Consider the following 17,859-nt stretch of genomic DNA (forward strand, 5'->3'; position numbering starts at 1 on the left):
GATACTTATACGACGTCATCCCATGTTTATGTAAGCAGCTACACTTTACATACTCTGCCTTGTTTAAATATCAAACAAGTAGCAGTAAAAGAAATCTTGAAAGAGTACAGTCCGCCTTAATGAGCAAACCCTATTAATGTTCAAAAATAAAAAATTGATATCACGCTATGGTCGTGTAGTATTATTGAACAATAGATAATGTTATACCCTTAAGTTATGTCATTGTAATAGCGAGTATAATGCTAATTTTTCCTTTATTATAAGAGAGTGGTTATGTCAGTAGTGATTAGTGGAACAGGCTTGTATACCCCTACGCAAAGTATTTCTAATGACGAACTAGTACAATGTTTTAATGAGTACGTTGAAACGTTTAACGCTAAGTACAGTAAAGAAATAGAAGCTGGTGAAGTTACCGCGTTATCACCATCTGACAGCAGCTTTATTGAAAAAGCCTCAGGCATTAAAAGCCGTTACGTCATGGAGAAAGCCAATATTCTCAATGTTGATGTAATGTCACCACGTTATCAGGAGCGTGCTAACGATCAACTCTCCATGCAAGCCGAAATTGGGGTGGCAGCAGCCAAGCAAGCCATGCTTGCAGCCAATAAAACGCCTGCAGATATTGACCTTATTATTGTTGCTTGTGCTTACACCCAGCGTTCTTATCCTGCCATGGCTATTGAAATACAAAATGCTTTAGGCTGTCAAGGCTGGGGATTTGATATGCTTGTTGCTTGTTCAGCAGCGACCTTTGGTATTATTAACGCGGCTAATGCGATAAGAAGTGGCACAGCCAAAACAGTGTTAGTAATTAACCCTGAAATATTATCACCGCAAATTAATTATCGAGACCGAGACAGCCACTTTATTTTTGGTGATGTGGCGACCGCGTCGATCATCGAAGATGAAAGTACTGCTAATGCTGAGCATGTTTTTAAAATTATTAGTGAAAAACCTATCACTAGTTTTTCTAATAATATTCGCAGTAATATTGGTTATATGAATAAAAGTACACCAGAAAAAGCCGACGATATTGATAAATATTTTATTCAACAAGGGCGTAAGGTGTTTAAAGAAGTTCTGCCTATGGTGTCTAATTTAATTATGACTGAAATGGCTAAAATGGGTTTAGGCTCAACGGATATTAAACGATTATATTTACATCAAGCAAATATCAACATGAATAACTTTATTGCTAAAAAGGTGCTTGATCGAGAGCCTGAAAGTGGTGAAGCCCCCATTATTTTAGATGAATACGCAAATACTAGTTCAGCGGGCTGTATTATTGCTTTGCACAAACATAATAAAGGGTTTATTTCTGGCGACAAAAGTGTTTTATGTTCTTTTGGCGCTGGTTATTCTGCCTGTTGCTTGTTGTTAGAATACGTGTAATTGATATAACTCTGATAAAGTAAATCATTATGTCGCAATCTAGCCTTTGGCAAATAAACACTGATACAGGCAACTTCGCTGAGTTGTGTAATGCCTTGTATCAGCGTGAAATTAGCTTTATTGCCAAAAGTGATTATAGCAGTGTACAAGCAGTACAAACTCGCTTGAAAAGTTTACCTTATTACATATCTCGAACAGCGAACGCAATGAGCCAAGTTGTTACCCAAGGTCATTCTCCGTTAACCTTAGATTACCAAAATGCCAGTTGGTCAGCTAAACAAGCGCGAAAAATGCCATTAACGGGCCAAGAAACGGCAGAAGAGCGCAGTAAAGCAATAAGTTGGTATTTACAGCCAAGTATTCGAGTAGGACTTGTTGTACCTGTGTTGATCTCTGATCATATTATTATTGATTGTATTGATCGAATAGAGCTTGATAAAAAAAGACTACGTACCAACGTCGGTGGGTGGTTTTCACTTGATGGGGCTGAGATAGAGCAGACGAATAAACAGTTACTTAAACCGAATAAAAAAGTAATGACAGCAGCGTGTAGCGGACAAAGTTGGCAAGGAAATACTATACAAACCCCTATTATGCCAAGTCTTAGAGAACTGTTATTGTCATGTACAATTAATTGGACTGACTTCAAAAAAACGTTAGTTATTTAACTCTTCAGTTAGTTAGGTATAATGTCGGCAACAATTTCGACTATTTCTAAATTCTTTATTTAGGTTTTCATGCGCGCATTTACGGCAATTTTGCTGATACTATTAATTTTACTGCAATACCGACTTTGGTTTGGTAAAAATAGTGTGCCTGACTATCTGGTTTTAAAGGAGAATATCACTCGTCAAAAAGAAACTAATGACAAATTACAGCAACGCAATAAATTATTGTTTGCCGATACTGATGATTTAAAATTGGGTCTTGAAGCTATTGAAGAACGAGCTCGAAATGAGTTAGGTATGATCAAAGAAAATGAAACCTTTTTTCGACTTATTCCGAAAGAAAATAGCCAACGTAATAGCAATAATTAGATGGAATTTAGGATTAATATTTAATGGATATCAACCAACATTTTATTGCTATCGTACCCGCTGCTGGCGTGGGAAAAAGGATGCAAGCTAACTGCCCAAAGCAGTATTTACACATTAATAAACAAACTATTCTCTACCATACGGTAACAAAATTACTGAGCCATCCTTTGATTACTAAAGTTATTATTGCTTTGGGTGAAAATGATCAATATTTCAGTACATCAGGTTTAGCTAACCATAAAGATATTATTCGTGTAAACGGTGGCGCTGAACGAGTTGATTCGGTTTTAAGTGGTTTGAAAGTCGTCGATTCTCACATCAATCCATGGGTGTTAGTGCATGATGCTGCGCGTCCATGTGTAAGCCTTGAAGATATAGATAAACTTATTAGTCAATGTTTAGATACTAATTGTGGTGGTATTTTAGCAAGCCCTGTTCGAGATACCATGAAACGGGGAACCTTTCTGCAAGACGGTTTAAGTAGAATTGATAACACAGTTGAACGTGAGCAATTATGGCATGCGTTAACCCCACAATTGTATAAAACTGATGAATTAACTTTTGCAATTGAGCAAGCGCTAAGTAAAGCTTTGAAAATTACCGATGAAGCATCTGCTATTGAGTTTGCGAAATTACCAAGTTTGTTGGTTTTAGGTAGTAGTGAAAATATAAAAATAACTAATCCTGATGATTTAGCATTAGCTGAGTTTTATTTGAACAAGCAATTAGTGAAATAAAAGGACAAAATAATGCGTATCGGACATGGTTTTGATGTACATAAGTTTGGCGGTGAAGGACCTATAGTTCTGGCTGGGATAGATATACCATTTGAACAAGGCTTTATCGCCCACTCTGATGGTGATGTAGCTATTCATGCTTTATGTGACGCTATTTTAGGCGCATTATGCTTAGCCGATATTGGGAATCATTTTCCTGATACTGACGGTCAATATGAAAATATTTCAAGTCGAATCTTATTACGCCATGTCGTTTCATTAATGACAGAAAAAGGTTACCAACTTGGTAATGCGGACATAACTATTGTTGCGCAAGCACCTAAAATATCACCGCATTTACGTGCGATGCGAGCTTGTTTGAGTGAAGATCTGCAAGCAAATATTGATCAAATAAATGTCAAAGCTACTACCACTGAAAAGTTAGGTTATACCGGGCGAAAAGAAGGGATTTCAGTGCACGCGGTAGTTTTACTAACTCCAATAGAGCAAGCATTGCCGCCGGCAGATGAAGTTCAACAGATATAATGTGTTAAGTGTTTAGTTATACTTATAAAAATATTTCAGTACGAAATTTAAAACAGAATTTAAGAAGACAAACTATATGTTAATAGAAAATGCCTACTTGCACGGTAAACCTGAATCGAATGGTTTATTACGTAGTGAAATAAATGATTTTAAAGTGTATGAGAAATTGCCGTTCTTACCTTGTGGTGAAGGTGAACACCTTTTTGTTCACGTTAGAAAAACGGGTGCTAATACTTTATTTGTGGCAAGAGAGTTAGCTAAGTATTTTGCTGTAAAAGAGCAACTCGTTTCTTATGCAGGCTTAAAAGATCGTTTTGCTGTTACTGAGCAATGGTTCGGCATACATGTACCAGGTAAGCAAGAATATAATTTAGATGACTTGAGCATTGAAGGCGTAGAAGTATTATCTTATAAACGACACAATAAAAAATTACGTACGGGTGCCTTATTAGGTAACAATTTTGAGATAACATTACGTGATGTAACTGCGATCAAAGCTTTTACCCAGCGTTGGACTGACATTGTTGAGCAAGGCGTGCCTAATTACTTTGGTGAGCAACGCTTCGGTATTAATGGCGGTAATATGGAACGTGCTTTAGGGCTATTTTCAGGCCAGAAAGTAAAAGATAAGAAAAAGCGCGGTATGTACTTATCAGCCGCTCGCTCACTTATTTTTAATAGTGTACTTAATGAGCGTATTAATCAACAATGCTTTAATAAAGTAAGAGTTGGTGATGTACTAATGTTAGCTGGTACCCAGTCGGTATTTAAACTTGATCAATTAGATGACACTATTAAGCAGCGACTTATTAATAAAGATGTCGATATTACCGCGCCTATGTGGGGAGCCGGTGAGTTGATGACTTCAGATGAACCACTTATTTTAGAGCAAAATGTTGCTGCACAGCACCCTGAATTTTGCCAAGGTTTACCACGCTTTGGTTTAAAACAAGAACGTCGTCGAATACGTGTTGTGGTGAGTGAAACGGATATTGAATTATTAACTGCGCCAGAAGGTTTACAAGAAGGTAAGGCTGTCATAAAAGTTAGTTTCTTTTTACCCGCAGGTTGTTATGCAACTACTATTTTGCGTGAGTTATTGAACTATCAAGACATGACTACTCGTGTAGATATGCGTGATGTAAGTGCAGAACCTCAGTCTGCTTAATGTATGTAACTAAAAATTAGCACTGATTTAAGTTGCCTTAACTAGACTAAGTATTAACTAGGGATTAGATCAGCATTAGCTAGCAATTAAGCATAATCACCTGCTGTCTTAATTTAGCAAATCCTAATAAACTGTGCCGTCAGGCAATAAGATAAAGAGACGATGAAAATATTACTGAGTAATGATGACGGCGTACATGCTTTAGGTATTAAAATCCTCTTTGATGAACTAAGTAAGCACTTTGAGGTGAATGTTGTTGCTCCAGATCGAAACTGCAGTGGGGCTAGTAATTCGTTAACCTTGCTTAACCCGTTACGTGCCGAGCAATTAGACAATGGTTTTACTTCGGTTAATGGTACACCAACCGATTCAGTACACCTTGGTATTAGCCAGCTTTATACCGACTGTGATCTGGTCGTTGCTGGTATTAATAAAGGCGCCAATTTAGGTGATGATACCTTATATTCAGGTACGGTAGCTGCGGCAACAGAAGGTCGGCATATGGGAATGCCTGCAATTGCTGTATCGTTAGTTGGTCAACATGAACAACATTATCAAACGGCGGCTATTGTCACCGCTAAAATAATAAAACGCTTAGCTACTCATCCTTTACCAGCAGATCAAATTTTAAATATTAATGTACCAGATATTCCAATAACAGCGTTAAAAGGTATTGCAGTAACGCGGTTAGGTCATCGTCATCAGGCCGAATGTATGCAAAAAGTAAAAGATCCATGGCAACGAGACATATATTGGTATGGTTTGTTAGGCAAAGAATTAGATGGTGGAGAAGGGACTGATTTTCATGCTGTTGCCAACAGCTATGCTTCGGTTACCCCGTTAACCGTCGATATGACTGCTCATCGTAGTATAGAAAGTATCAAATCTTGGCTCACAGGGCTGAATTTTTCAGATTAATGGAAGTGTTGTATGTTGTCTAGTCGTATAGGCGGAAAATCAAAACGCAGTGGTGAATTACTTGCACAAAAATTACAAAATGAAGGTATTACTAATCAAGATGTTTTAAAGGCGATTGCACACTCGCCAAGACATATATTTTTGCCTGAAATATTAGCGCATAAAGCTTATGATAATACCGCTTTACCTATAGGCCAAGGACAAACTATTTCACAACCCTATATTGTTGCGAAAATGTCAGAATTACTCATTGCCGGTAAAAGACCTTGTAATATATTAGAAATAGGTACTGGATCTGGCTATCAAACGTCTATTTTAGCTCAACTTACCGATAAAGTTTTTTCTGTTGAGCGAATTCAGTCATTACAATGGCAAGCTAAACGATGTTTACGCGCTATGGATTTACATAATGTTGCAATGAAACACGGTGATGGCTGGCAAGGCTGGCAAAGTAAAGGGCCATTTGAAGCCATTATTGTTACCGCCGCGCCTGCGAGTGTGCCACCTGCATTATTAAGCCAACTTGCCGATGGAGGACGTTTGATTATCCCTGTTGGTGAAAAAACTCAAATTTTAAAAATCATTACCCGTAACGGTGATAACTTTAACGAACAACAAATAGAGGCAGTTCGTTTTGTGCCTTTAGTGCCAGGAGATTTATTGTAGTGAAAATTTTTTCTAGTCTTTATCAATGGACCTTACATTGGGCTGAACATAAGTTTGCACCACGTTATTTAGCGGTGTTAACCTTTGTAGAATCAATATTTTTTCCAATCCCACCTGATGTATTGCTTGCTCCAATGGTGTTAGCTAAGCCTCATAAAGCTTGGTATTTTGCTAGCTTAACAACCATTGCTTCTATTTTAGGTGGCGCGGTCGGATATTGTCTTGGCTACCTTATGTTTGAACCTTGGATCCAGCCACTCATTACTCAGTTTGGCTATCAAGCAAGGTTTGATGTTGCTATTAAGTGGTTTCACGAATGGGGTGTTTGGGTCGTTTTTATTGCTGGGTTCTCTCCTATTCCTTATAAATTATTTACCGTCAGTGCTGGCTTTTTGCATATGGCGTTCATTCCTTTCTTTATTGCTTCAGCCATTGGTCGAGGTATGCGCTTTTTTCTCGTTGCAGGTCTTATTAAGTGGGGCGGCAGCGCGATGGAACAAAAATTACGTCAATGGGTTGATTTAATCGGTTGGATTGTTGTTGCTGCGATTGTTGTAGGATATTTTATTTTACGTTAAAAGGTTCTGCCTTAAATTTATGCGAATTAAAAAACACGCTAAAATATCTGATAAAAGCTTTAAAGAAGTCCAAACTAAAAACTGCTTTAAGGCTTTTGTTGATCGTAAAAAAAATATTTTATTATGTTTATTAGCTACCATTGTTCTTTTTTCTTGTAGCAGTAGAAATACCCCCGCGCCAGTATCGACTATTTATGGGAGTGGTGTTATAGCTGAGCGTAATAAAAATGAGATTAAAACAAGCCAATACTCAGTAAAAAAAGGCGATACGTTATACTCTATTGCTTGGCGATCAAACTCTGACGTTAGAAACATTGCACAGCTAAATAAACTCACTTCTCCCTATCGAATTTTCCCTGGTCAAAATTTATTTTTAACAGATCCTAACTCTCAAAAAACAACGAAAGTAAGTAAGGCTGCGGCACAGCATAAAAAGTCGAATAAAAGCTCTACGCAAGCTAATGAAAATAGTCCAAAAAATACACTTGCATCTACAAAAAAGCAGGCGTATGGTAAAAATGTAAGCAAGGTTGAAATAGTACAAGAGCCATTACCAACGTCGAATTTTTCTAAAAAAATCAAGCAATGGCAATGGCCAGTAAATGGCAAAATTATAGAATATTTCTCTAATGGCGCTCAAGGTAATAAAGGCATTGATATTGCTGGTAGTCGCGGTACTGAAATACGCTCTGCGGCTAGTGGTAAAGTGGTTTATGCGGGATCAGCTCTTCGGGGCTACGGGAAGTTAGTTATTATAAAACATAATGATGATTACCTAAGTGCTTACGCCCACAATGATCGCATCCTTGTTAAAGAGCAACAGCTCGTGAACGTAGGAGATATTATTGCTCAAATGGGAGATACAGATACTAATAAAGTGATGCTTCATTTTGAAATACGCTTTCGTGGTAAATCTGTTAATCCGTTAAAGTATTTACCAAAAAAATAAAAAGATAAATAAAAACATATACCTAAAGTTAATTATAAATACACCGATATATAAACAAATAACCGGAGTTACCGTGAATATTTAGTCGTTAAAATAAGCTTTGCAAATTTGGGAGAATAGCATGGTCAAATTAAAAGAAGAAAAAGTAACTATTGAATCTAAAGACGACGCACCGTCAAATCTTGACGCGACGCAGATCTACTTAAGCGAAATTGGTTTTTCACCATTATTAACAGCAGAAGAAGAAGTTTACTTTTCACGTTTAGCTCTTAAAGGCGACGAACCATCACGTAAGCGTATGATTGAAAGTAATCTACGACTTGTTGTAAAAATCTCCAGACGATATAACAATCGAGGTCTACCTTTATTAGACTTGATTGAAGAAGGTAATTTAGGTTTGATCAGAGCCGTTGAAAAATTTGATCCCGAACGAGGCTTTCGCTTCTCTACCTATGCAACTTGGTGGATCCGCCAAACTATAGAACGCGCTATTATGAATCAAACGCGTACTATCCGTTTACCTATTCACGTGGTTAAAGAGCTAAATATTTACTTACGTGCAGCACGTGAGCTAATTCAAAAACTTGATCATGAACCAACAGCGGAAGATATAGCACAACATTTAGACGTGCCTGTTGATGACGTTAATAAAATGCTGCGATTAAATGAACGTATTGCTTCAGTAGATACTCCTTTTGCCGGTGATTCAGAAAAAGCTTTATTAGATGTGATTGCCGATGAAAAAAGTGCTGGTCCAGAAAGTGATTTACAATCAGAAGATATGAGTGAAAACATAGTCCACTGGTTAAATGAACTAAATACAAAACAAAGAGAAGTACTAGCGAGACGTTTTGGTTTACTTGGCTATGAAGCTGCAACATTAGAAAATGTGGGTCATGAAATAGGCTTAACTCGTGAACGAGTTCGTCAAATTCAAGTTGAGGCGCTTAAACGTTTACGTGATATTTTATCGCAACAAAATTTATCTATAGAGGCTATTTTTCAAGCATAACCGTCAAGCAGAATAGTTTTTAGTATAAATCATCTAATCGTTTAGTAAATTGTGATGATTTGCATTTATTAAGAGAAGATAATTTTATATTTACCTTTATTAAAGCAGCAAAGTAATTTGCTGCTTTTTTTTGATCTTTAATTTGTTAACAATTCGTTATCATTTATAACAATGTGAACAATATATTTGACGGATTAAAGTTGATTAATACCCAAAAGGTATGCATAAATAGATTTATAGACTAAATTTAATGAAAATTAGATAATCTCCATAGAATCAAAAGGTCGGTTTATGGTAATATCGCGCCAGAAATTTTTAACTTAGAGCCAGTGAGATTATTTTTAGTGATAAACTAAAATTAATTCTTTACTGAAATACACTGAAATTATTGACTTAATCCTTATTTAATTAATGTTTATGCCTTATTAAACAGAGACATTAATTAAGTAGTTTAACGATCTAATTTTTATACTCCCATCAAAAGTAGTGCAAGTGTTTATGATTACAATAAAAAAAGGCTTAGATGTTCCTGTTCAAGGTTCTCCTCAGCAGGTAATCCATGATGGTCCGTCCATCAAAACCGTTGCAACACTCGGTGAAGAGTTTGTGGGTATGCGTCCAACCATGTTTGTTAAAGTGGATGATCGCGTAAAAAAAGGTCAAGTGATTTTTGAAGATAAAAAAAATCCTGGCGTTAAATTCACAGCTCAAGCTGCCGGTGTTGTTAAAGAAATTAACCGTGGTGAAAAACGTGTTTTACAATCTGTTGTCATTGAAGTTGATGGCTATGATCAAGAAAAATTCACCAGTTACTCGACTAATGAATTAAATAGTATTGCACGTGAAGACGTAGTGAAAAATTTAGTTGATTCAGGTCTGTGGACTGCGTTAAGAACTCGCCCATTTAGTAAGATACCAGCCATTGATAGCACACCTGTTGCTATTTTTGTTAGTGCTATGGATACTAATCCATTAGCGGCTAATCCTGAGGTTGTTATTAATGAGCAAGTTGAAGCATTTAAAAATGGTTTAACCATTTTATCACGCTTAACAGCAGGTGAAGTATTTGTTAGTAAAGCACCTGGCGCTAATATTCCAGTAGATACTAATGCTACCGTTACTGAATTTGCAGGAAAACATCCTGCAGGCCTTGTAGGTACACATATTCACTTCTTAAAACCAGTTAGTGCTGAAAAAGTTGTTTGGCATATTGGTTACCAAGACGTTATTGCTGTTGCAAAGTTATTCACTACAGGCGAACTTGATAATACACGTATTATTTCGCTTGCAGGTCCTGCGGCTAAAAATCCACGTTTAGTGCGTACAGTTTTAGGTGCAAATACTGCTGAGCTAACTGCTGGTGAAGCAGTTGATGGTGAATTACGTGTTGTATCAGGTTCATTATTAATGGGTTCTACGGCTAACGCTGTACATGGCTATTTAGGCCGTTACCACACTCAACTTTCATTAATTCTTGAAGGTCGTGAAAAAGACTTTATGGGTTATATGTCTCCTGGACCTAATAAATTCTCGGTAACACGTGCTTTTATGTCACATTTGTTTCCAAGTAAGTTATTTAACATGACTACGACTACTAACGGTAGTTCGCGTGCCATGGTACCAATTGGTAACTTTGAACGTGTTATGCCATTAGATATTTTACCGACCTTGTTTTTACGTGATATTTGTTCGGGTGATACCGACGGCGCGCAACAACTTGGTGCCTTAGAGCTAGACGAAGAAGATTTAGCATTGTGTACATTTGTTTGCCCTGGCAAAACAGATTACGGTGTGATCCTTCGTGATTGTCTAACTACTATTGAGAAGGAAGGTTAGTCATGGGCTTGAAAAAGTTTATTGAAGATATAGAGCCGCAATTTGAAAAGGGCGGCAAACATGAGAAGTGGTTTGCACTTTATGAAGCGATAGCAACAGGTTTATTTACACCTGGTTACGTGAATAAGGGTAAAACACATATACGTGATAGTATTGATTTAAAACGTATCATGATCACTGTATGGCTTGCGGTTTTCCCTGCCATGTTCTTTGGTATGTATAACATTGGTTATCAAGCAGTTGACGCTTTAGCTGCTGGTTATGCCTTACCACAATCTTGGCAAGTAGATTTATTTACCATGCTAGGTGGTACACTTACCGCTAGTGCAGATTGGTTTAGCATGATGTTGTATGGCGCTTGTTTCTTTCTACCTATTTATGCTGTTACCTTTGTGGTTGGTGGCTTCTGGGAAGTATTATTTGCTGCTGTACGTAAACATGAAGTGAATGAAGGTTTCTTCGTTTCTTCTATTTTATTCGCATTAATCTTGCCTGCAAGTATTCCATTATGGCAAGTTGCCATAGGTATTACTTTTGGTATTGTTATTGCCAAAGAAATATTTGGTGGTACAGGTAAAAACTTTTTAAACCCTGCATTAGCTGGCCGTGCGTTTTTGTTCTTTGCTTACCCTGCGCAAATTTCAGGTGATGCTGTATGGGTTGCTGCTGATGGTTTCTCTGGTGCAACATTATTAAGTGCCGCTAATCAAGGTTTAGTTGATTATTCAATGAATGCTAACTGGTGGAACGCTTTCTGGGGCTTTATTCCTGGTTCTGTTGGTGAAGTATCTACCTTTGCTATTCTTTTAGGTGGTGCATATATCCTTTATAAAGGTATTGCTTCATGGCGCATCGTGTTAGGTGTGTTTGGTGGTATGGTATTAACCTCATTATTATTCAATGCTATCGGTAGCGAGTCTAACGCTATGTTTGCCATGCCTTGGCATTGGCATTTAGTTATTGGTGGTTTTGCGTTTGGTATGATGTTTATGGCAACAGACCCTGTTTCAGCTTCATTCACTAATACGGGTAAATACTGGTTTGGTGCTTTAGTTGGCGTAATGGTTGTTCTGGTACGTGTTGTTAACCCTGCTTTCCCAGAAGGTATGATGTTAGCGATATTGTTTGCTAATTTATTCGCACCATTGTTTGACTACTTTGTAGTGAAGAGTAATATTAAACGGAGGCTTGCACGCAATGTCTAGTTCCGATACAAAAAAGAAAGAAACATTCGGTAAAACGGTTGGTTTTGTACTAGCTGTTTGTGTGGTTTGTGCATTATTAGTGTCTTTTTCTGCTGTGCAGTTAAAGCCACTACAACAAGCAAATAAATTACTTGATCAGCAAACTAAAATTCTTGAAGCTTCAGGTTTATTAGCTGTTGCTTTAGAGCAAGAGAATATAAAAACTGCTGGTAGCGCAGATAAAAGTATTGTTGATACTTATAACAATCGCGTTGAAGCTAAGATGATTGATCTTGATTCAGGTGAATTTATTGAAGGTGATGTAATCAACTTTGATGAACGCCGCAATGCCCGTGATCAAAGCTTATCGATTAAACCTGAGAATGATATCGCAGGCATCAATCGACGCTCTAATACTGCGGTTATTTATTTGATTAAAGATAATGCAGGTGAAATTGACACTGTAGTATTACCAATCGTTGGTTCTGGTTTATGGGATTTAATGTATGGTTATGTTGGTTTAGAAGCTGACTTAAATACAGTAAAAAGCGTTATTTATTCTGATCATAAGGAAACTCCAGGATTAGGTGCTGAAGTACTTAACCCTAAATGGAAAGCTTTATGGCCAGGAAAGAAAATATATAACGAAGCTGGTGACGTGGAAATACGCCTTGTTAAAGGTGGTGCTAAAGCGAGTGATGTCTACGGCGTAGATGCATTATCTGGTGCTACGTTAACAAGTAACGGTGTTACTCACACATTACAATTTTGGTTTGGTGAAGAAGGTTATAAACCTTTCATTACTAACTTTCGTGCGGAAGGGGTGCAATAATGTCTTCAGATGCTAAAAAAGTATTAACGGGTCCTATTGTTGACAATAACCCGATAGCATTACAAGTACTTGGTATTTGTTCTGCGCTTGCTGTAACAAGTTCTATGGCTAACGCCTTGGTTATGAGTTTAGCGGTTATTTTTGTAACAGCTTTCTCTAACTTGTTTATTTCAATTATACGTAATCATATCCCATCTAGTGTACGTATCATTGTACAGATGGCGATTATTGCATCACTAGTAATTGTTGTTGACCAAGTATTAAAAGCCTTCTCTTACCAGTTATCTAAAGAACTTGCCGTATTCGTTGGCTTGATCATTACTAACTGTATAGTAATGGGACGTGCAGAAGCTTTTGCTATGAAAGAAAAGCCTGTAGTGAGCTTTTTAGATGGTATCGGTAACGGTTTAGGTTACGGTGCAATTTTAATGCTCGTTGCTTTCTTCCGTGAATTATTAGGTTTTGGTACTTTATTCGGCCATGAAATTTTACCATTAATTCAAAATGGCGGCTGGTATCAAGGTAATGGCTTATTAGTATTACCATTTAGTTCATTCTTCGTTATTGGTTTAATCATTTGGGCACTACGCCAATGGAAACCAGCGCAAGTAGAGAAGGATTAATACCATGGAACATTATATTGCAATATTAGTTAAATCTATTTTCATTGAAAACATCGCGTTAATGTTTTTCTTAGGTATGTGTACCTTCCTTGCTGTATCTAAAAAAGTAGATACAGCAATTGGTTTAGGTGTTGCTGTTGTTGTGGTACTTGGTTTAGCGGTTCCTATGAACCAGATCATTTACCAAGCAGTACTAGCTCCTGGTGCACTTGATGGTGTATTAGGTATTACCGATCCAAAAGAATCGATTGACTTAAGCTTCTTATCTTTTATTACCTTTATCGGTGTAATCGCAGCTTTAGTTCAAATCTTGGAAATGGTACTAGACAAATACTTCCCTGCGCTTTATCAAGCACTTGGGATTTTCTTACCCCTAATTACAGTAAACTGTGCAATTTTTGGTGCCGTGTCTTTCATGGTAGCGAAAAACTTAACACTAGGCGAAAGTGTTGTTTACGGTATTGGCTCTGGTATTGGTTGGGCTCTTGCTATCGTATTGTTAGCGGGTCTACGCGAAAAGATGAAATACTCTGACGTGCCAGACGGTTTGAAAGGTTTAGGTATTACGTTTATTACTGCAGGTTTGATGGCTTTTGGCTTCTTATCTTTCGGTGGTATTTCCCTATAAGTTTGGTCGGTGTAGAGCGAGTGAAATCAAACTACACCCTTAGAAAAGTTTAAGGAAAGGTCGATGGAAATAATTCTCGGCGTATCGATGTTTACCGTTATTGTTGTTGCTTTAGTGCTAGTGATTTTATTCGCTAAATCTAAATTAGTATCAAGCGGTGATGTTACGATTAGCATAAATGGCGACCCGGAAAAAGCGGTAACTACTGCTGCGGGTGGCAAATTATTAGGCGCATTAGCTGATCAAGGAATTTTTATTCCTTCAGCGTGTGGTGGCGGTGGTACTTGTGGCCAGTGTCGTGTTGACGTTCATTCAGGTGGCGGTGATATTTTACCAACTGAAGAAGGTCACATTAACAAACGTGAAGCCAAAGCTGGCTGTCGTTTAGCATGTCAAGTTGCTGTTAAGCAAGACATGGAAATTGAAGTTGAAGATGAAATCTTCGGTGTTCAACAATGGGAATGTGAAGTTATCTCTAACGATAGCAAAGCAACTTTCATTAAAGAGCTTAAACTTCAAATTCCTAATGGCGAATCAGTACCGTTTAAAGCGGGTGGTTATATTCAAATTGAAGCACCAGCACATCATGTTAAATATAAAGATTTTGATATTGATGAACAATACCGTGGCGATTGGAACCATTTTGGTTTCTTCGATGTTGAGTCAAAAGTAGACACAGATACATTACGTGCTTATTCAATGGCTAACTACCCTGAAGAAGAAGGCATTATCATGCTTAACGTGCGTATTGCTACGCCGCCTCCAGGAAAGTTACATTTACCAGCGGGTAAAATGTCATCATTTATCTTTAGCTTAAAGGCTGGCGATAAAGTAACTATCTCAGGTCCATTTGGTGAGTTCTTTGCTAAAGAAACTGATAATGAAATGGTGTTTATCGGTGGTGGTGCAGGTATGGCGCCAATGCGTTCTCATATATTTGATCAGCTTAAACGTCTTAAGTCTAAGCGTAAAATGAGTTTCTGGTATGGTGCTCGTTCATTACGTGAAATGTTCTATGAAGATGATTATAACGGCTTAGCAGCAGATAATGATAACTTCGAATGGCATGTTGCTTTATCAGACCCACAACCAGAAGATAATTGGGATGGCTTAACAGGTTTTATTCATAATGTTCTGTTCCAAGAATATTTGAAAGACCATGAAGCACCAGAAGATTGTGAATACTACATGTGTGGTCCACCAATGATGAATGCCGCGGTTATTGGCATGCTTAAAGATCTTGGTGTAGAAGATGAAAACATCATGTTGGATGACTTTGGTGGCTAATCGTTTATTTTAACTTGTCTATTACTTTTATTTCGTCGTCGGCTGTGCTCATTGACTAACGTCAACTCCGCTCAGCCTTCTTGAACTAAAGACAATATCCTACGTTAAAACTAAACGATATATATCGAATGTTTATCAAAAATAAAGACGGCTTAGGCCGTCTTTGTTCTTTTATATGTTTTGTAAATAGAACAGTTAAATTTGTGATGTATAAGTATGTAATTTACGGTTAACTCTGAATCTTTTAATAACATTATTCTTTAAATGAGAATATTTAAATATTAGTAATAACATCACCTTATGAGTGTTTTCATTTAAACAATAATTTGGAAAGTACTATGAATATAATTAAATCATTACTATTAATATGTTTAACAATAGCGTTATCGGCATGTTTCCCAAGTAACCCTTCTAAAAATATCGAAGTGCTATTGCAAGGGCGAACTATGGGAACTACCTATAATATTAAAGTGGTAGGAACCCAAGAAGAGGTTAGAGTAGTTAAGTTAAAGCAACAAATTGATGAAGCGTTAAAGCAAGTTAATCAAGCAATGTCGACATATATTCCAAGCTCTGAAATATCAGAATTTAATCAATCAAAGTCAACAGCAGCTATTGAAATATCCCCAAGTTTTGCTCGAGTACTCAAAGAGTCAATTCGTCTTGGTAACTTAAGTGAGGGTAAGCTTGATGTGACTGTAGGGCCTTTAGTTAATTTATGGGGATTTGGACCAGAGCAGCGGCCAGAAACCGTACCAAATGATGAGTTGTTAGCCGCAACAAAGCAGCGTATAGGCTTAGACAACTTAGTCTTAATCGACAATCAACTTTCGAAAAAAATTCCAGATTTATATGTCGACTTATCAACCATCGCTAAAGGCTATGGGGTTGATGTGGTTGCAGAGTTAATTGAAGAGAATGGCTTTGCTAACTATTTAGTAGAAATTGGTGGGGAAATGCGTTTAAAGGGGGTTAAGCACACTGGCGAGTTATGGGCTATTGCTATTGAAAAACCAATATTTGATCCAAGTGGAGAAGAGCGCGCAATTCATCAAGTGGTAATTCCTAAAGATAATGCCGTCGCTACTTCTGGTGATTACCGAAATTATTTTGAAGCTGATGGTATGCGTTTTTCACATATTATTGATCCAGATACAGGAAAACCTATTAATCATAACTTAGTCTCTGTAACTGTGATCGATCCCTCGTCTATGACTGCCGATGGTTTATCCACCACGCTAATGGTGATGGGGATGGAGCAAGGGATGCGCTTTGCAATTGAAAATGATATAGCCGCTTTATTTATAGCAAAAACTGAAAATGGCTTTGAAGAACAATTTACGGTAAAATTCAAACAATATTTAAAGTAATAGTTTTAGTATTATTTATTTAACCTAATTATTTACCTATCTTAGGTTATTTAAAATTTTAAGCCGCGACTTTGTCCTAAGTTACGGTTATTAGTTAATTTACGCTAGTTGAGAGCATAACATTATGACGATTTTTCTTATTACTTTTGGTTTCTTTCTCGTTGTTGGCGCAGCAATGGCCGTGGGGTATATTTTTCAAAATAGAACGCTAGCTGGTAGTTGTGGTGGTTTGGCTAGTGTCGGTATTGAGAAAGAATGTAATTGTGATAATCCTTGTGAAAAAAGACAAGAGCGCGACAAAAAAGCGGCTTTACAAGTTAATTTAGAAACTAAAATTGATGTGAAAAATTTATAAACGTCTGAAGCACAGGTTAAGGTAAACGATATACTATTTTCATTTGATCAGTGATGGATTCACTGTTTAAATAAGTAATATAATTTTTTTGTGTTGATAAATGCGCTATTAATAAGTGCATTTTATCAAATGTCACTGGCGGTTTACCTTTACCGCTAAACACTAACGTTGTCCAATAAGCCATTAATTGCTCATTATTTTTACCTGATATTTTTTGATAAAACTCTTCTCTAAATTCCCCTTTATGTAGCTCAATAGGGATGGCTTTCTCTCCTTCTGCATAATATTGTGTACGGGCTAAAAATATATCAGCAACTTGCGTACTGTTTAATATATTAATGCTTGAATCTTTTGATACAACAACGACTAGATTGGTTGGTAAAGAAGTATTAACTTTAGTCTCACTATTTCGAGAGGTTTCATTAACGCTTCCCGTGTTAGTGCCATTAAAGCTACATGCACTTAATAAGCTAAAAACGATAAAACTACAAAATAAACGTTTCATTAGACTACATCCTTCAATTTAAATATTTAACCTAAACTCGGGTTAACTGATTTGTTGCTATATTGATTTTTATAAGTATTTACCTGGCGATGTATTATTTATCTGATAGGTGTTAATGATCAACAGCACTTTTATAAAATCCGTGTATTATAACATTTGAATATTGATCTATTCTTTAATTCATTTGGTATTATGTATTACTGCTCAAAGAATGGATCAGTCTGTTAACAGTGTAAAAGTAAGTAAACCCGGTAAAG

20 protein-coding genes are annotated in these 17,859 nt (G+C 37.0%); 19 read left to right on the forward strand and 1 reads right to left on the reverse strand.

The window, feature by feature from the left end; genetic code table 11:
- Nucleotides 1–273 precede the first annotated feature (273 nt).
- The 19 genes from CWS31_RS08160 (at nucleotide 274) to nqrM (ending at nucleotide 17,097) form a co-directional block, all read left to right on the forward strand.
- The gene (locus CWS31_RS08160; protein WP_101342870.1) at nucleotides 274–1,392 is read left to right on the forward strand and encodes a beta-ketoacyl-ACP synthase III; all 1,119 of its coding nucleotides are present in this window, start codon (nucleotides 274–276) and stop codon (nucleotides 1,390–1,392) included.
- A gap of 29 nt (nucleotides 1,393–1,421) precedes the next feature.
- Nucleotides 1,422–2,060, forward strand: a complete 639-nt coding sequence (locus CWS31_RS08165) for a hypothetical protein (RefSeq protein WP_101342871.1) — start codon at nucleotides 1,422–1,424, stop codon at nucleotides 2,058–2,060.
- A gap of 69 nt (nucleotides 2,061–2,129) precedes the next feature.
- Nucleotides 2,130–2,429, forward strand: coding sequence for a cell division protein FtsB (gene ftsB / locus CWS31_RS08170; protein WP_101342872.1), 300 nt, complete (start codon nucleotides 2,130–2,132; stop codon nucleotides 2,427–2,429).
- Between the two features lie 23 nt (nucleotides 2,430–2,452).
- Nucleotides 2,453–3,166, forward strand: coding sequence for a 2-C-methyl-D-erythritol 4-phosphate cytidylyltransferase (ispD, locus tag CWS31_RS08175; RefSeq protein ID WP_101342873.1), 714 nt, complete (start codon nucleotides 2,453–2,455; stop codon nucleotides 3,164–3,166).
- Between the two features lie 12 nt (nucleotides 3,167–3,178).
- On the forward strand, nucleotides 3,179–3,691 hold the full coding sequence (ispF, locus tag CWS31_RS08180; RefSeq protein WP_101342874.1) for a 2-C-methyl-D-erythritol 2,4-cyclodiphosphate synthase: 513 nt from the start codon (nucleotides 3,179–3,181) through the stop codon (nucleotides 3,689–3,691).
- 76 nt (nucleotides 3,692–3,767) lie between these two features.
- Nucleotides 3,768–4,859, forward strand: coding sequence for a tRNA pseudouridine(13) synthase TruD (gene truD / locus CWS31_RS08185; RefSeq protein WP_101342875.1), 1,092 nt, complete (start codon nucleotides 3,768–3,770; stop codon nucleotides 4,857–4,859).
- A 162-nt stretch (nucleotides 4,860–5,021) separates the two neighbouring features.
- Nucleotides 5,022–5,777, forward strand: coding sequence for a 5'/3'-nucleotidase SurE (surE, locus tag CWS31_RS08190; RefSeq protein ID WP_101342876.1), 756 nt, complete (start codon nucleotides 5,022–5,024; stop codon nucleotides 5,775–5,777).
- Nucleotides 5,778–5,789: 12 nt separating this feature from the next.
- Nucleotides 5,790–6,443 carry a protein-L-isoaspartate(D-aspartate) O-methyltransferase gene (locus CWS31_RS08195; protein ID WP_101342877.1) on the forward strand — a complete coding sequence of 218 codons (654 nt, stop codon included), beginning with the start codon at nucleotides 5,790–5,792 and terminating at the stop codon, nucleotides 6,441–6,443.
- Nucleotides 6,443–7,021 (forward strand): YqaA family protein, encoded by a 579-nt coding sequence (locus tag CWS31_RS08200; RefSeq protein ID WP_101342878.1) that lies wholly within the window; start codon nucleotides 6,443–6,445, stop codon nucleotides 7,019–7,021. The genes CWS31_RS08195 and CWS31_RS08200 overlap by 1 nt, the downstream gene beginning before the upstream one ends.
- Nucleotides 7,022–7,040: 19 nt before the next feature.
- The gene (locus tag CWS31_RS08205) at nucleotides 7,041–7,970 is read left to right on the forward strand and encodes a peptidoglycan DD-metalloendopeptidase family protein (protein WP_101342879.1); all 930 of its coding nucleotides are present in this window, start codon (nucleotides 7,041–7,043) and stop codon (nucleotides 7,968–7,970) included.
- 121 nt (nucleotides 7,971–8,091) lie between these two features.
- The gene (gene rpoS, locus CWS31_RS08210) at nucleotides 8,092–8,982 is read left to right on the forward strand and encodes an RNA polymerase sigma factor RpoS (RefSeq protein ID WP_101342880.1); all 891 of its coding nucleotides are present in this window, start codon (nucleotides 8,092–8,094) and stop codon (nucleotides 8,980–8,982) included.
- Nucleotides 8,983–9,480: 498 nt separating this feature from the next.
- Nucleotides 9,481–10,818 carry a Na(+)-translocating NADH-quinone reductase subunit A gene (locus CWS31_RS08215; RefSeq protein WP_101342881.1) on the forward strand — a complete coding sequence of 446 codons (1,338 nt, stop codon included), beginning with the start codon at nucleotides 9,481–9,483 and terminating at the stop codon, nucleotides 10,816–10,818.
- Nucleotides 10,819–10,820: 2 nt separating this feature from the next.
- The gene (locus tag CWS31_RS08220; protein ID WP_101342882.1) at nucleotides 10,821–12,023 is read left to right on the forward strand and encodes an NADH:ubiquinone reductase (Na(+)-transporting) subunit B; all 1,203 of its coding nucleotides are present in this window, start codon (nucleotides 10,821–10,823) and stop codon (nucleotides 12,021–12,023) included.
- Entirely contained in the window at nucleotides 12,016–12,834 is an 819-nt protein-coding gene (locus CWS31_RS08225) for a Na(+)-translocating NADH-quinone reductase subunit C (protein ID WP_101342883.1), read from the forward strand. The genes CWS31_RS08220 and CWS31_RS08225 overlap by 8 nt, the downstream gene beginning before the upstream one ends.
- The gene (locus CWS31_RS08230) at nucleotides 12,834–13,457 is read left to right on the forward strand and encodes an NADH:ubiquinone reductase (Na(+)-transporting) subunit D (RefSeq protein WP_101342884.1); all 624 of its coding nucleotides are present in this window, start codon (nucleotides 12,834–12,836) and stop codon (nucleotides 13,455–13,457) included. The genes CWS31_RS08225 and CWS31_RS08230 overlap by 1 nt, the downstream gene beginning before the upstream one ends.
- Before the next feature lie 4 nt (nucleotides 13,458–13,461).
- The gene (nqrE, locus tag CWS31_RS08235; RefSeq protein ID WP_101342885.1) at nucleotides 13,462–14,085 is read left to right on the forward strand and encodes an NADH:ubiquinone reductase (Na(+)-transporting) subunit E; all 624 of its coding nucleotides are present in this window, start codon (nucleotides 13,462–13,464) and stop codon (nucleotides 14,083–14,085) included.
- 63 nt (nucleotides 14,086–14,148) lie between these two features.
- Nucleotides 14,149–15,372 carry an NADH:ubiquinone reductase (Na(+)-transporting) subunit F gene (nqrF, locus tag CWS31_RS08240; protein ID WP_101342886.1) on the forward strand — a complete coding sequence of 408 codons (1,224 nt, stop codon included), beginning with the start codon at nucleotides 14,149–14,151 and terminating at the stop codon, nucleotides 15,370–15,372.
- 338 nt (nucleotides 15,373–15,710) lie between these two features.
- Complete coding sequence (locus CWS31_RS08245) at nucleotides 15,711–16,742, forward strand: FAD:protein FMN transferase (RefSeq protein WP_101342887.1); 1,032 nt, start codon at nucleotides 15,711–15,713, stop codon at nucleotides 16,740–16,742.
- A gap of 124 nt (nucleotides 16,743–16,866) precedes the next feature.
- Complete coding sequence (gene nqrM, locus CWS31_RS08250; protein WP_101342888.1) at nucleotides 16,867–17,097, forward strand: (Na+)-NQR maturation NqrM; 231 nt, start codon at nucleotides 16,867–16,869, stop codon at nucleotides 17,095–17,097.
- A gap of 16 nt (nucleotides 17,098–17,113) precedes the next feature.
- Here nqrM and CWS31_RS08255 read toward each other — a convergent pair whose 3' ends face one another.
- Nucleotides 17,114–17,602, reverse strand: coding sequence for a hypothetical protein (locus CWS31_RS08255; protein ID WP_101342889.1), 489 nt, complete (start codon nucleotides 17,600–17,602; stop codon nucleotides 17,114–17,116).
- Nucleotides 17,603–17,859 lie beyond the last annotated feature (257 nt).

Origin of the sequence: Colwellia echini, from assembly GCF_002843355.2 — a bacterium.
In the GTDB taxonomy this organism is placed as follows: Bacteria; Pseudomonadota; Gammaproteobacteria; order Enterobacterales; family Alteromonadaceae; genus Colwellia; species Colwellia echini.

Bases quoted from the DNA above. Each gene is read 5' to 3' on its own strand.
- CWS31_RS08160 (WP_101342870.1), top strand. From the start codon at position 274: ATGTCAGTAGTGATTAGTGGAACAGGCTTGTATACCCCTACGCAAAGT.
- CWS31_RS08165 (WP_101342871.1), top strand. From the start codon at position 1,422: ATGTCGCAATCTAGCCTTTGGCAAATAAACACTGATACAGGCAACTTC.
- ftsB (WP_101342872.1), top strand. From the start codon at position 2,130: ATGCGCGCATTTACGGCAATTTTGCTGATACTATTAATTTTACTGCAA.
- ispD (WP_101342873.1), top strand. From the start codon at position 2,453: ATGGATATCAACCAACATTTTATTGCTATCGTACCCGCTGCTGGCGTG.
- ispF (WP_101342874.1), top strand. From the start codon at position 3,179: ATGCGTATCGGACATGGTTTTGATGTACATAAGTTTGGCGGTGAAGGA.
- truD (WP_101342875.1), top strand. From the start codon at position 3,768: ATGTTAATAGAAAATGCCTACTTGCACGGTAAACCTGAATCGAATGGT.
- surE (WP_101342876.1), top strand. From the start codon at position 5,022: ATGAAAATATTACTGAGTAATGATGACGGCGTACATGCTTTAGGTATT.
- CWS31_RS08195 (WP_101342877.1), top strand. From the start codon at position 5,790: ATGTTGTCTAGTCGTATAGGCGGAAAATCAAAACGCAGTGGTGAATTA.
- CWS31_RS08205 (WP_101342879.1), top strand. From the start codon at position 7,041: ATGCGAATTAAAAAACACGCTAAAATATCTGATAAAAGCTTTAAAGAA.
- rpoS (WP_101342880.1), top strand. From the start codon at position 8,092: ATGGTCAAATTAAAAGAAGAAAAAGTAACTATTGAATCTAAAGACGAC.
- CWS31_RS08215 (WP_101342881.1), top strand. From the start codon at position 9,481: ATGATTACAATAAAAAAAGGCTTAGATGTTCCTGTTCAAGGTTCTCCT.
- CWS31_RS08220 (WP_101342882.1), top strand. From the start codon at position 10,821: ATGGGCTTGAAAAAGTTTATTGAAGATATAGAGCCGCAATTTGAAAAG.
- CWS31_RS08225 (WP_101342883.1), top strand. From the start codon at position 12,016: ATGTCTAGTTCCGATACAAAAAAGAAAGAAACATTCGGTAAAACGGTT.
- CWS31_RS08230 (WP_101342884.1), top strand. From the start codon at position 12,834: ATGTCTTCAGATGCTAAAAAAGTATTAACGGGTCCTATTGTTGACAAT.
- nqrE (WP_101342885.1), top strand. From the start codon at position 13,462: ATGGAACATTATATTGCAATATTAGTTAAATCTATTTTCATTGAAAAC.
- nqrF (WP_101342886.1), top strand. From the start codon at position 14,149: ATGGAAATAATTCTCGGCGTATCGATGTTTACCGTTATTGTTGTTGCT.
- CWS31_RS08245 (WP_101342887.1), top strand. From the start codon at position 15,711: ATGAATATAATTAAATCATTACTATTAATATGTTTAACAATAGCGTTA.
- nqrM (WP_101342888.1), top strand. From the start codon at position 16,867: ATGACGATTTTTCTTATTACTTTTGGTTTCTTTCTCGTTGTTGGCGCA.
- CWS31_RS08255 (WP_101342889.1), bottom strand. From the start codon at position 17,602: ATGAAACGTTTATTTTGTAGTTTTATCGTTTTTAGCTTATTAAGTGCA.